The following is a 12,622-nucleotide window of genomic DNA, read 5'->3' as shown; positions in this document are numbered from 1 at the left end:
AACAAAGATGACAATTGTACAGTGGTTTATATTTTTCTTGGCGATACAAGCCATTCATGGTTTAGGAACTTGGAAATTATATATAAAAGCAGGTAGGCAAGCGTGGGAAGCTTTTGTACCCGTTTACAATGCAGTAATTTTAATGAAAATTATTAATCGTCCTTGGTGGTGGACGATCTTACTCTTTGTACCTATAGTCAACCTTATAATGTTTCCTGTAATTTGGGTAGAAACGATTCGTAGTTTTGGCAAACAAACCAAAGCTGATACTTGGTTAGCAATTTTGACCTTAGGGTTTTATGTCTATTACGTAAATTATGCCTTAGATGTTACTTATGTTGAGGGGCGCAGTCTAAAACCTAGAACAGAGGTTGGTGAATGGGTAAGTTCTATTTTATTTGCTGTCGTTGCTGCTACTATCGTTCACACGTATTTTATACAACCTTTTACTATTCCTACTTCTTCTTTAGAAAAAACATTATTGGTAGGAGATTTCTTATTTGTAAGTAAGTTTCACTACGGTGCAAGAACACCCAAAACAACGGTTTCTTTTCCTATGGTACACGATACTATTCCCGTTGCCGGAATTAAATCTTACACCAATTGGCCACAGCTTCCTTATTTTAGATTACCAGGTTTTGAGAATATCGAAAGAAATGACATTGTAGTTTTTAACTGGCCAGTAGATACGGTACCTTATTTCCGTTACCGCGGAAAAGAAAGTTACACCAAGCCTATCGATAAAAAATCGAATTACGTTAAGAGAACTGTGGGTATTCCTGGAGATTCATTAAAAATCGTAGATGGTAAAATTCATATTAATAACCAGCCTTTACAATTACCAGAAAGAGCTAAGCCTCAATATTCTTACGTAGTACAAGGAAAAGGTAAAGGTTTCTCCCTTCAAAATTTATATCAAACCTACGACATTACAGACCCTGTAGGTTGGTACGATCAAACCAAAAAACAATATTACTTCACCTCTTTATCGGAAGAAACTGTAGAGCGATTTAAAAATCATCCTAATGTAGCGTCGGTAGAAAGAATAATTGATTCGGTAGGAAAACAAGATCGAGGAACTTTCCCGAATACAGGGAAAACGGGCTGGAATAGAGACAACTTCGGACCTATATATATCCCAGAAGCTGGAAAAACAGTAAGCATTACTAGAGAATCTCTTCCATTTTATAAGCGCATTATCGAAACTTATGAAGGAGAAGAAATGCATATAGATAATAAGATTACCACTAGAGGAACTCAAGTTTTACTTAACGGAAACCCTATAGACTCATATACCTTCAAACAAAACTACTACTTTATGATGGGAGACAACCGTCATAATAGTGAAGATAGTCGCTACTGGGGTTACGTTCCAGAAAATCACGTAGTAGGAAAACCTGTATTGATATGGATGAGTTGGGATGGAAACGGACAAGGTTTTAGCAATAAAATTCGCTGGGATCGCTTATTTACTACCGTTGGTGGTGATGGAAAGCCAGTTTCATACTTTTTCCATTTCCTTATTTTGTTGGTGATTGTTTTCGGAATCAATTTCTTCTGGAAAAAGAAGAAAAATAAGGAATCATAGTTTTTTAAATTTATGAATACGTTAATCCTTCATCCCGCCTATTTCGGATCTATTGAGCAATTTGTTTATTTCGCTAAAGCGGAAAAAATTTGTTTTGAAAATGAAGATAATTATCAAAAACAAAGCTACCGAAGTAGACAATACATCTATGGTGCTAATGGAAAACTTCTATTAAATATTCCTATCAAGCATTCTAAAGATAAGCGTCAAAAATATAAAGAGATAAAAATTGAAAACGATTTTAATTGGCAAACGATTCATTGGCGTTCTTTAGAAGCTGCTTACAGAACCTCTCCTTTTTTTGAGTTCTATGAAGATGAATTACAGCCTCTTTATGATAAAACCTATACCCACTTGCTCGATTTTAATTATGCTTGTTTAGAAGTATTGCTTTCTTGCCTTCAAATAGAAAAACCCATAGAAAAAACAGAGGTATTTTTAAATGATTATAGCAACGAGGAAAATGTTGTTGATGCTAGGAATTTGATAAATGCTAAAAATAGAGAAACTTTGAGCTTAGAAACCTATACACAGGTTTTTGATAGTAAAAAAGGTTTTATTCCAGACTTATCTATTTTAGATCTTTTGTTTAATGAAGGTCCAAATAGTTTAATGTATCTCGAAAATCAAAGCATTAAATAGGCAGAGATTACTTCAATTGTAACACACTCATAATAGGATAGTGATCTGATAATTGTTGATCGTAATTGATCAATTTTTTTACTTTAATCTGTTTATCAGCTAAAATTACATCAATTCGTAAAGGGATAAAATCAAAGTCAAAGGTTTTCCCAAAACCACTTCCTGCGTTTTTAAAGGCATCGGTATAATTTTCAGAAAGTTTTTGATATACGTAAGAAAAAGCACTATTATTTAAATCGCCAGCGATGATGCTTTTATATGAAGTTTCATCAACCTTGGCTAACACCATTTCGGTTTGCTTTTGTTGTTTTCTAAAAGAGTTCCCTACCCTACCTATTAATTTCTCACTATTATTTTGAAGCTCCTTTACTTTTGGATTAATCTTCAAACTTTCTAAATGTAAATTAAAAATACGTATAGTGTCTTTGTGAATAAGAACATCAGCATAAATAGCATTATTTCCCGTCTTTGGAAAATCTAATGAACCTTTATTTACAATAGGATATTTAGAATAAATCGCTTGCCCAGATGTCGAATTTTCCCCTACTAACTTCACATAACTATGCGGGTAGGTTTTAAAGTTAACATCTTCTCTTGCATGAAACTCTTGCACCAATAAAATATCTGGATTTTCTTTTTCCACGAAAGTGATAATTTCTTTAGTCACACTAAAATCTCTAATCCAATCGTAACGATTAAACTGACGAACATTGTAGGTCATCAAACTAAAAGTCTTATCATCGTTGGTATCCGCTTGAAGCTGATCGTTAGAGAATTTGTACAAAGAAAGTATATGGTTAATCCCAATAAGTAAGATAAAAAAGGAAAGAAGTACTTGGCGTTTAAACCGAATAGCCCAAAAAAGAAAAAAGATAAAATTAATAATCAACAAAAGAGGCATTCCTAAACTTAAAACCGATAAAAACGGAAATGTGTTGGGAGGAATATAAGGCAATAGATAAGCTAATAAAAGAGCTGTTGCAAACAATGAGTTTACAATGAAAATAAGTTTATCTATAAGGTTTAAGCCTTTCATAGGCAATTAATCTTTCCCCGCTTTAAAAAGATAATCTTTTTCTGCTTTAGTTAAACTATCGTAACCGTTTTTACTTATCTTATCTAAAATAGAATCCACTTTCTTTTGCTTTTCTTCTTGATTTGAAAACGAAGAAGCGGCCTTTTTATTTTTAGCCGATGAAGTATTTCTATATACATTTTTAAATGGTTTCTTCTTAGAAGGTTGAAACCAGCCTACAATCGTATCGGTAATTTTTTGAGACCAAGCACCAATATCGTTTCCTTTAGATAACTGTGTAGTATACATATATCCCAAAAGAGCACCACCCAAATGAGCAATATGGCCTCCGGCATTTCCAAAAGGAATTTGTATAAAATCTACCACCACTAAGAAAGCAGCAATCCACCATAATTTTATATTTCCTATAAACATCATTCTCACTTGCATATGAGGAGCTTGAGTTGCTACTCCTACCAGGATCGCAGTTACTGCTGCCGATGCTCCTACTAAAGGAACGTTTCCTACTCCCGCAAAAGCAGGAAATAAATTATAGCTTAAGGCAAATAACAATGCTCCACTAATAGCACCTAAGAAGTAATAATTCAATAATCGCTTCGGAGAGAAAAAAGTAAGAAATAACCTTCCCGAAAAATAGAGAATCATCATATTAAAAAACAAATGCAATAAACCACCGTGTAAAAAAGCATACGTAATAATACTCCACGGTTTATAAAGCAAAGTTTGTAAATGGGTTGGAAAACTAAACCATTCAAAAATAAAATTAATTTTAGTTTTAAATAGAAACCCTAGAGTTTGCAGAAAAAACTGAACGATAAACACAACTACATTAACAGCAATGAGTTTCTCTAAAACTCCAGCCATATTGTAACGGTAACGTAATTGATCTTGCCAACGCATTAATTCCAGCGATTTGAGTTAAAACTATTTTTTTTCCAATACCACATCGTGATAAAGCCGATAATTGCCCCTCCTATATGAGCCCAATATGCGGTATTAGAAGGACCTAATAAAGTGGTGCCTGTGACAGCAGAATATACATTTATAGCAAAATAACCACCAATTAAATATTTTGCTTTAATTGGAATAGGTACAAACATTAAATATAAAGGTAAATTTGGGTAAACTACTGCAAAAGCAGCTAAAACACCAAAAATAGCTCCAGAGGCTCCTACCATTGGAGTCATATAAGTAGATATTAATTGTTGAGTCGCTTCACGCGGAATAGATGCATATACTTTCCCCGTTGTACTATATTGAGAAAGCATGTCATACACTTCTTGCGAAGACAAACCAGCGTCTAAATAGGTTTGCATTGCAGAGTTAAAACTCCAATAGCTAAATAAAATTTGTAAACCTGCAGCTCCCAATCCTGCAGAAAAATAAAGGAATAAAAAACGTTGTTGCCCTAATGTTTGCTCTAAAACACTTCCAAACATATATAAAGCAAACATATTAAATAGAATATGGGAAAAACCACCATGCATAAACATGTGTGTTACTATTTGCCAAAGTTGAAAATTCTCATTTTCAGGAAACCACAATGCTAATAATTGATAAGCATAATCTCCCAAAAACTGACTCCCTACAAAAAATAGAATATTAGCAATTAATAAAACTTTTACGGTTTCGGTTATATTTCCCATTTACATGAATTTTTTCTCGATGTCTTCCGCTTGTAGCGTTATAAAAATCTTTTTATTAGACGGAGTTAATTGTGGTTCTTTACAAGCAAATAAACCATTTACGATCGCAATTTGCTCTACGGTATCCAACTGTGTTCCTGCTTTTATCGCCATGCTTTTCGCCAATGACTTTGCGAGTAAATCGGTTTGTAGGAATCCACTTTCGGGAATTTCATTTTCAAAATCAGAAAGTAATTGATCTAATAAAATAGAGACTTCACTCTCTGGAATTAAAGTTGGGATTCCAGTAATCTCGATTTCTTCTTCTTCCATTTTTGAAAAAATGAACCCAGTTTGCTCTAATGACTCCCTTAAATACTGAAGCATTTGGGTTTCTTGCGCGTTGAGTTGTAAGGATAACGGAAATAATAATTGCTGACTTACAGCTGCTTTTACGGTAATACTTTTCAATAAATCTTCATACAATATTCTACAATGCGCCCTATGCTGATCAATAAGTATCATTCCGTTTTTAAACGGACTTATAATGTATTTTTTTTGTAATTGAAATGTAGTGGAAGATGTTGCTACAGCTGAAGAGTCAAAAAGTTGACCCGTCACCACATCACTTTCAAACTCTACTTTAGAAAAATCTTTTTCATCATTTTGATCGTTCAAACCAGTATATAAAGCCTCCCAACTTTCTTGTGGAGCGCTTTGTCTTTTAGATTGAAATCCAACAGAAGAACCCGAAGAATTTCTTGTGCTGACCTCTTTAAACGGATTAAAATCTCTATCCACCTCCACTTTAGGGGTTTCAGCTTGTTTTTGCTGAAATTCATAAGGAGTATCTAGATTAGAATCTCTGTTAAAATCTAATACTGGAGCTACACTAAATTGACCTAAACTATGCTTAATCGCACTTCTTAAGATAGCATATAAAGCATGTTCATCATCAAATTTAATTTCGGTTTTAGTAGGATGAATATTGATGTCTATACTCTTAGGATCTACCTGTAAGTATAAAAAATAAGAAGGATGTGCTTTATCTTTCAGTAAACCTTCAAAAGCAGCGGTTACCGCATGGTTTAAATAAGGTGATTTAATATAACGATCATTTACAAAGAAAAATTGTTCTCCACGAGTTCGCTTGGCAAATTCGGGTTTACCCACAAAACCAGTTACTTTCACCATCTCAGTATCTTCTTCTACGGGCACTAACTTTTCATTGGTTTTGCTCCCAAAAATATTTACAATTCGCTGCCGCGGATTACTTACTGGAAGCTGGAACATTTCGCTTCCATTATGATGCATTCTAAAAGCAATCGAAGGATGCGCCAAAGCCACACGCTGAAATTCGTCTATAATATGGCGCGTTTCTACGGAGGTAGACTTTAAAAAATTTCTCCTTGCCGGAATATTGTAAAATAAATTCTTAACGTGGATAACCGTTCCTTTAGGAGTAACACAAGCTTCTTGTGACTCTACCTCACTACCTTTTATTTGAATATGAGTACCTACCTCTTCCTCTTCTTGCTTAGTTTTTAAATCTACTTGAGCAATCGCCGCGATAGAAGCTAAGGCTTCCCCTCTAAACCCTTTAGTTTGCAGCTGAAATAAATCTTCTGCCAATTTAATTTTAGAAGTGGCGTGACGTTCAAAAGAAAGACGAGCATCGGTAACACTCATTCCTTTACCATTATCGGCAACTTGAATGAGGGTTTTACCTGCGTCTTTTATAAGTAATTGTATGCTTGTAGAACCAGCATCTATGGCATTCTCGAGCAACTCTTTAACTACAGAAGCTGGACGCTGTACGACTTCTCCTGCAGCAATTTGGTTGGCCACATGATCTGGTAAAAGTTGAATAATATCTGTCATGAATTAGCTAAAGAAAATAGAAAGATCAAAATCAATAATAAATAGAAAAATAAACACTAGAATAAGTATAATCCAAAGCACACGTCTATTGGTTTGTTTATCAGATTCATCTCTAAATTCAGACCAAGCCGATTTAAACCGATAAACTAAACCTCCGGCATCTCCCGCAGTTTTACGGAATTTATCAAATTTATGTTCTAATTGATATGGACTACCTTTCCCTTCGTCATTGTAATAACGAGGGCTATAGCTAAATTTCTTATTCTTACGTCGCTTTAAAATTCCCATGATTTCCTATTGCTTCAAAGTTATGGAAAATCAAAAACAATGCCGAGAAAGCCTGGTTAAATTTTAAAGAAAAGAAGTTTTAAAAATTAACCTTTATAGAATTTGGCGTCTTTTCTAAGTTGAGCCATTTTAATTGCCGCTACAGCTGCTTCAGCTCCTTTATTACCGTGTTTACCACCAGAGCGATCTATAGATTGTTGCTTGGTATTATCGGTTAACACGCAAAAGATTACAGGAATATCAGACTGGATATTTAAATCTTTAATTCCTTGAGTTACTCCATCGCAAACAAAATCAAAATGTTTAGTTTCACCTTGTATGACATTCCCTACTGCAATTATGGCATCTAACATTTCAAAAGACTCTTGCATCTTTTTACAACCATAAATTAACTCAAAGCTACCAGGAACATTCCAGCGAACGATGTTCTCTTTTAAGACCTCATTCTCTATAAAAACATCAAAAGCGCCTTGAAACAATCCTTCAGTAATATCACTATTCCATTCTGAAACAACAATCCCAAACCGAAAATCTTTCGCGTTTGGGATAGTGTCTTTATTATATTCAGATAAGTTTTTTCCTGCTGTTGCCATAGATTATTGTAAACCTTGTGCTTGTCCTAAATAAACTGGTACATTTTCAGCTTCTGGAGAATCGCTATACTCTTCTTCAATTTTAGATAAGTGCTTTTCTGCATCAGCTCCTTTTTTCAATTGAATAGCAGTGATTGCTGCTTTCATTAAAAACTTAGGAGTTGTGAATTTATTTTTTCTCATAGAAGCCGCTTTTTCATAGTAACCTAAAGCTTCTTCTGGCTGATTTAATTGCATAAAAGCATCACCAATTGCTCCTTTAGCTAATGGAGCTAAAATTTCATCATCGCTTTTAAAATCTTCTAATTGATCTATAGCCTCTTTATATTTACCAATGTTTAAATAAGCTACACCTGCATAATAATGAGCAAGATTTCCAGAAGAAGTTCCTCCGTAATTATCAATTACCTTTAAAAGTCCGTATTTTCCATTTCCTCCATTCAACGCTAGATTAAATAAAGAATCTTGATCTTTATTAGTAGCATCTAAAGCATTTTCAAAATAGATTTGAGACTGTGCAATTTCATCTGCAGCTTCAAATTCTTTTGGTTGCTCTACAAATCTAGAGTAACCTAAGTAAGCTAATGCAGCTACCACTACTACTCCTATTGCAATAAGAATAGGTTTTTGGTTGCCTGCAACCCACTCTTCTGTTTTGTTAGCACCTTCATCTAAGTTATTGAAAACTTCTGCGGTTGTAGATTCTTCTTCGTTGAAGTTGTCTTCTACCTCATCGTTCTCTTTAGTTGCTTTAGGCTTGTAACCCCTTTTCTTATATGTTGCCATAAAAATTAGTTAATGAACCGCAAAATTAAAATTTTTATTCATATATAAAAGAGAATTATTTGTTATTTTAAAGAAGTTGTTAGGCATTGTATTTGTATTTTTAGCCTTTCTAAAATCAATTTAAAGAAGACTGTAAAACATTTATGATTTTAAAAAAATTATCTCTCCTCCATTACAAGAATTTCGAAAACACTACTTTCAGTTTTAATGAAAAGATCAATTGCTTTGTAGGATTTAACGGAGTAGGAAAAACAAATGTGTTAGATAGTATTTATCATTTAGCTTATGGAAAAAGCTATTTTAACCCTGTTACCAGTCAAAATATTAATCATAAAGCTGACTTTTTTGTCATTGATGGAGAGTTTGAAAAAAGTGAAAGAGATGAAAAAATAGTTGTCAGCGCTAAGAAAGGACAAAAAAAGGTCATTAAAAGAAACGCAAAAGCCTATGAAAAATTTAGCGATCATATAGGTTTAATCCCTGTTGTAATTATTTCTCCTGCAGATCGAGATTTAATTATGGAAGGGAGTGACGTAAGACGTAAATTTATTGATGGCATCATTTCTCAAAGTGACAAACAATATTTAACCACTCTAATTAATTATAACAAAGTTCTTTCTCAGCGTAACTCGTTACTCAAATACTTTGCGGCAAATCGAGTTTTTGAAAAGGAAACTTTAGAAATATATAACCTTCAATTATTACCCTTGGCGGAAAGTATTCATCAAAAAAGAAAAGCTTTCTTAGAAATTTTCACTCCAATTTTTGAAGAACGCTATGCAACGATTAGTGACGGAAAAGAAAAAGTAAAACTTAAATATAAAAGTCAGTTGACAGATACTTCCTTAACGGAATTATTTCAAGAACACCTTCAAAAAGACCTTAAACTACAATACAGTAGCGCAGGTACCCATAAAGACGATTTAAGTTTAAAGATTAAAGGTTATCCTGTAAAAAAATTCGGTTCTCAAGGTCAACAAAAATCATATTTAATCGCTTTAAAATTAGCTCAGTATGATTTCCTAAAACAAGAAAGTAAAGTAAATCCTATCTTGTTATTAGATGATGTTTTTGACAAACTAGATGAAGAGCGTGTAGCGCAGATTATTAAACTAGTAACTCAAGACGATCTAGGTCAGCTTTTTATAAGCGATACGCACGCTGACAGGACAGAAAATGTGGTAAAAACCCACGCAAAAGAATATCAAATGATTCATTTATCTTAATTATGAGAAACCTATTTTTAATATTATCGATTAGTTTTTTACTTATCTCTTGCAACTCTACACCAGATCTTTCTCAAATTGATCAACTTAATGGTTACTGGGAAATAAGCAAAGTAAAAGAGGAAAATGGCAATGAAAAGGAGTTTAATTTTAATGAACATGTAGATTATTTCTATTTAGAAAATCTAAAAGGCTTCCGACAAAAAATGCAGCCTCAATTTGATGGTAGTTATAAAACCAACGGAGCAAAAGAAAAAGTTTCCGTAAAGGAAGAGAATGACAGCATTTTTATTTATTATGAGACTTCACAAGATCAATGGAAAGAATATTTAATTCGGTTAACCGAAGAAGAACTAGTCGTAAAAAACGAACACGGAATCACCTACACCTATAAAAATTTTAAAGGATATATTACTGATGGCGAGAAATAATGAAGAGCAAAATATAAGTGACGTACTTAAAGCATTTGTCAAAAAAAACAAATTAGAAAAAGGCTTAAATAAAGTAAATGTTAAGGATGTTTGGAATGCCCAAATGGGACCTGCCATAGCGAAATACACTACTCAAATAGAGCTCAAAGGCAAAACGCTTTTCGTAGCATTAAGCTCTTCTGTTTTGAGGGAAGAATTAAGTTACGGAAAATCTAAAATCATCAAAATGATGAACGAAGAATTAGGTGAAGAGCTGGTTGATAAATTGGTATTGAGGTAAGAATATAGAAAACAAAAAAAGGCTGTCTATTTTAGACAGCCTTTTTTATATCTTATAAAAATGTTTAGAACATTTCTCTACCTGCAAAATGAAAAGCTCCTTCAATAGCAGCATTTTCATCGCTATCACTTCCGTGAACTGCATTTTCTCCTATAGAAGTTGCATATTTTTTTCTAATGGTTCCTTCAGCAGCTTCCTCTGGGTTAGTTGCTCCGATTAAAGTTCTAAAGTCTTCAACAGCGTTCTCTTTTTCTAAGATTGCCGCAACAATAGGTCCGCGTGTCATAAATTCAACTAATTCTCCAAAGAATGGACGCTCATTGTGAACAGCGTAAAATTGTTCAGCATCAGCTTTAGTCATTTGCGTTAATTTTAACGCTACGATTCTAAAACCAGAAGAGTTGATTTGTTCTAATATTGCTCCAATGTGGCCATTTTCTACCGCATCAGGCTTAATCATAGTGAAAGTTCTATTTTCTGCCATGTTATTTTTTTTTAATTTTGGTGCAAAAATACCTTTTTATATGTGATATACAAGTCTTAACCCTATTTTAAACATTCTTGTAATAATTTCCGCTTGACGGAAAAGAAAACACCGCAGGCTGAGTTAGCTTAAATTTATAGGTCAATTCCCTTCAAAATCCAAAGAAATTGTATATTTACCCCTATGGAAAATGAAAAAGTAGCCGAATTAAAAGCACTACTCTCCCAACCTAAAAAGACGGTTATCATACCTCATAGAAACCCTGACGGAGATGCTATTGGTTCTACACTGGCTTTACAACACTATTTAAAACAAGAAGGTCACGATGCTACAGTTGTAGCTCCTAATGATTTTCCCGATTTTTTAAAATGGATGCCAGGTGTAAATGAAATGATTTTATTTACTGAAAATACTGAAAAGGCCAAGCAGCTTATCGCAGATGCCGATCTTATTTTCACCTTAGACTTTAATCATTTTTCTAGAACTGGAAATGATATGCAGGAGGTTTTAGATAAAACCGATACTACTTATGTGATGATAGATCATCATCAAGCACCTGCAGATTACGCTAAATTCACCTATAGTGATACTAGCATTTCTTCGACCTGCCAAATGGTATATCATTTTTTAGAAATGCTGGAGGATACTCATAAGGTAACGAAAGAAATCGCTACTTGTTTGTATGTTGGGATAATGACCGATACCGGTTCATTTAGATTTGCATCTACTACAAGTACCACCCATAGAGTTATCGCTAATTTAATAGATAAAGGCGCCGATAACTCTAGAATTCATCAAATGGTTTACGATACCAATTCTACTAACAGAATACAGTTGTTGGGTGTAGCTCTTAGTAATATGAAGGTATTACCAGAGTTAAAAACTGCCTACATAACAATCTCACAAGAAGAGCTAGACACTCATCAATTTAAAAAAGGAGATACTGAAGGTTTTGTAAATTACAGTTTATCTATAAAAGGTATTATTTTTGCCGCTATATTTATTGAAAATAAGCAGGATCGTATTGTTAAAATCTCATTACGTTCTAAAGGAGACTTTGATGTAAATAAGTTCGCGAGAGAACATTTTGAAGGTGGAGGACATATTAATGCTGCTGGAGGAAAAAGCGATTTATCTTTAAATGAAACTACAGCTTCTTTTGAGCGTATTTTAAATAACTATAAAAATGAATTGGAACATGGGGAAGAATAGTTTATACCTTATTTTAGTACTGCTTTGCGCTTTTGCTTGCAAAACACCCGAAGCCAGAAAACCTGTCGCTTCTAAATCGGGATCTTTCATACAAGAATCCGTCAAGCGGAATAAAAAATTAGTCGCTCAAGAAGAAAAAATAATATCGGACATTATAAAAATCGATACTACTAATAATTACATCTCTTCATCTAATGGTTTTTGGTACTATTATCAAGATCAAAATATTGAAGACACCCTCACTCCGCATTTTGGAGATCTTGTAGAATTTGAGTATAATATTTCTACACTCGAAGGGAATCCTATTTACACCAAACAAGAAATAGGAAAAAGAGAATATGTAATTGATAAAGAAAATGTATTTAACGGCTTACGCCAAGGCTTAAAATTGATGAAAGTAGGAGAAACAGTTACTTTTCTTTTCCCTTCTCATAAAGCATTTGGTTATTATGGCGATTTAGATAAAATTGGAAGAAACGTGCCTATACGTTCTACCATCACATTAAATTCAATTACTTTAGAAAAAAATCAATACAAACCTTAAATAAAA

At 33.5% G+C, this 12,622-nt stretch carries 15 protein-coding genes; 7 read left to right on the top strand and 8 right to left on the bottom strand.

Features of this window, described 5'->3' with window-relative positions; genetic code table 11:
* The first annotated feature begins 7 nt into the window (after positions 1–7).
* Both lepB and FT986_RS13830 read left to right on the top strand, forming a co-directional pair.
* Complete coding sequence (gene lepB, locus FT986_RS13835) at positions 8–1,588, top strand: signal peptidase I (protein ID WP_147865557.1); 1,581 nt, start codon at positions 8–10, stop codon at positions 1,586–1,588.
* A gap of 12 nt (positions 1,589–1,600) precedes the next feature.
* Positions 1,601–2,230, top strand: a complete 630-nt coding sequence (locus FT986_RS13830) for a WbqC family protein (RefSeq protein WP_147865556.1) — start codon at positions 1,601–1,603, stop codon at positions 2,228–2,230.
* Between the two features lie 7 nt (positions 2,231–2,237).
* Here FT986_RS13830 and FT986_RS13825 read toward each other — a convergent pair whose 3' ends face one another.
* The 7 genes from FT986_RS13825 to FT986_RS13795 all read right to left on the bottom strand — a co-directional run bounded on the left by FT986_RS13825 (position 2,238) and on the right by FT986_RS13795 (position 8,439).
* Positions 2,238–3,266 carry an endonuclease/exonuclease/phosphatase family protein gene (locus FT986_RS13825; protein WP_147865555.1) on the bottom strand — a complete coding sequence of 343 codons (1,029 nt, stop codon included), beginning with the start codon at positions 3,264–3,266 and terminating at the stop codon, positions 2,238–2,240.
* A gap of 6 nt (positions 3,267–3,272) precedes the next feature.
* Complete coding sequence (locus tag FT986_RS13820; RefSeq protein ID WP_147865554.1) at positions 3,273–4,166, bottom strand: rhomboid family intramembrane serine protease; 894 nt, start codon at positions 4,164–4,166, stop codon at positions 3,273–3,275.
* On the bottom strand, positions 4,166–4,912 hold the full coding sequence (locus FT986_RS13815; protein ID WP_111541065.1) for a rhomboid family intramembrane serine protease: 747 nt from the start codon (positions 4,910–4,912) through the stop codon (positions 4,166–4,168). The genes FT986_RS13820 and FT986_RS13815 overlap by 1 nt, the downstream gene beginning before the upstream one ends.
* Positions 4,913–6,772, bottom strand: coding sequence for a DNA mismatch repair endonuclease MutL (gene mutL, locus FT986_RS13810; protein ID WP_147865553.1), 1,860 nt, complete (start codon positions 6,770–6,772; stop codon positions 4,913–4,915). It lies immediately after the preceding gene.
* 3 nt (positions 6,773–6,775) lie between these two features.
* On the bottom strand, positions 6,776–7,060 hold the full coding sequence (locus tag FT986_RS13805; RefSeq protein ID WP_111541063.1) for a riboflavin synthase subunit beta: 285 nt from the start codon (positions 7,058–7,060) through the stop codon (positions 6,776–6,778).
* Positions 7,061–7,146: 86 nt separating this feature from the next.
* Positions 7,147–7,653, bottom strand: a complete 507-nt coding sequence (gene ribH, locus FT986_RS13800) for a 6,7-dimethyl-8-ribityllumazine synthase (RefSeq protein WP_147865552.1) — start codon at positions 7,651–7,653, stop codon at positions 7,147–7,149.
* Positions 7,654–7,656: 3 nt separating this feature from the next.
* Positions 7,657–8,439, bottom strand: coding sequence for a tetratricopeptide repeat protein (locus FT986_RS13795; RefSeq protein WP_147865551.1), 783 nt, complete (start codon positions 8,437–8,439; stop codon positions 7,657–7,659).
* Between the two features lie 143 nt (positions 8,440–8,582).
* On the opposite strand from FT986_RS13795, the gene FT986_RS13790 reads away from it, so the two are divergent.
* The 3 genes from FT986_RS13790 to FT986_RS13780 are packed head-to-tail and all read left to right on the top strand — an operon-like array spanning position 8,583 to position 10,376.
* Positions 8,583–9,665: a DNA replication/repair protein RecF gene (locus tag FT986_RS13790; RefSeq protein WP_111541060.1), complete on the top strand. Its 1,083-nt coding sequence runs from the start codon at positions 8,583–8,585 to the stop codon at positions 9,663–9,665.
* Positions 9,666–9,667: 2 nt separating this feature from the next.
* Positions 9,668–10,096: a lipocalin family protein gene (locus FT986_RS13785; protein WP_147865550.1), complete on the top strand. Its 429-nt coding sequence runs from the start codon at positions 9,668–9,670 to the stop codon at positions 10,094–10,096.
* Positions 10,080–10,376 carry a DUF721 domain-containing protein gene (locus FT986_RS13780; RefSeq protein ID WP_111541058.1) on the top strand — a complete coding sequence of 99 codons (297 nt, stop codon included), beginning with the start codon at positions 10,080–10,082 and terminating at the stop codon, positions 10,374–10,376. The genes FT986_RS13785 and FT986_RS13780 overlap by 17 nt, the downstream gene beginning before the upstream one ends.
* A 64-nt stretch (positions 10,377–10,440) precedes the next feature.
* Here FT986_RS13780 and FT986_RS13775 read toward each other — a convergent pair whose 3' ends face one another.
* On the bottom strand, positions 10,441–10,860 hold the full coding sequence (locus FT986_RS13775; protein WP_147865549.1) for a nucleoside-diphosphate kinase: 420 nt from the start codon (positions 10,858–10,860) through the stop codon (positions 10,441–10,443).
* Between the two features lie 183 nt (positions 10,861–11,043).
* Between FT986_RS13775 and FT986_RS13770 the strand changes: the two genes are divergently transcribed.
* Positions 11,044–12,072 (top strand): bifunctional oligoribonuclease/PAP phosphatase NrnA, encoded by a 1,029-nt coding sequence (locus FT986_RS13770; RefSeq protein WP_147865548.1) that lies wholly within the window; start codon positions 11,044–11,046, stop codon positions 12,070–12,072.
* On the top strand, positions 12,047–12,616 hold the full coding sequence (gldI, locus tag FT986_RS13765; RefSeq protein ID WP_255505981.1) for a gliding motility-associated peptidyl-prolyl isomerase GldI: 570 nt from the start codon (positions 12,047–12,049) through the stop codon (positions 12,614–12,616). Before FT986_RS13770 ends, gldI begins: the two co-directional genes overlap by 26 nt.
* Positions 12,617–12,622 lie beyond the last annotated feature (6 nt).

The organism is Mesonia sp. K4-1 (assembly GCF_008017825.1).
Classification (GTDB): domain Bacteria; phylum Bacteroidota; class Bacteroidia; order Flavobacteriales; family Flavobacteriaceae; genus Mesonia.
Note: the sequence above shows the minus strand (reverse complement) of the source record. Positions and strands in the feature narration are given on the sequence as shown.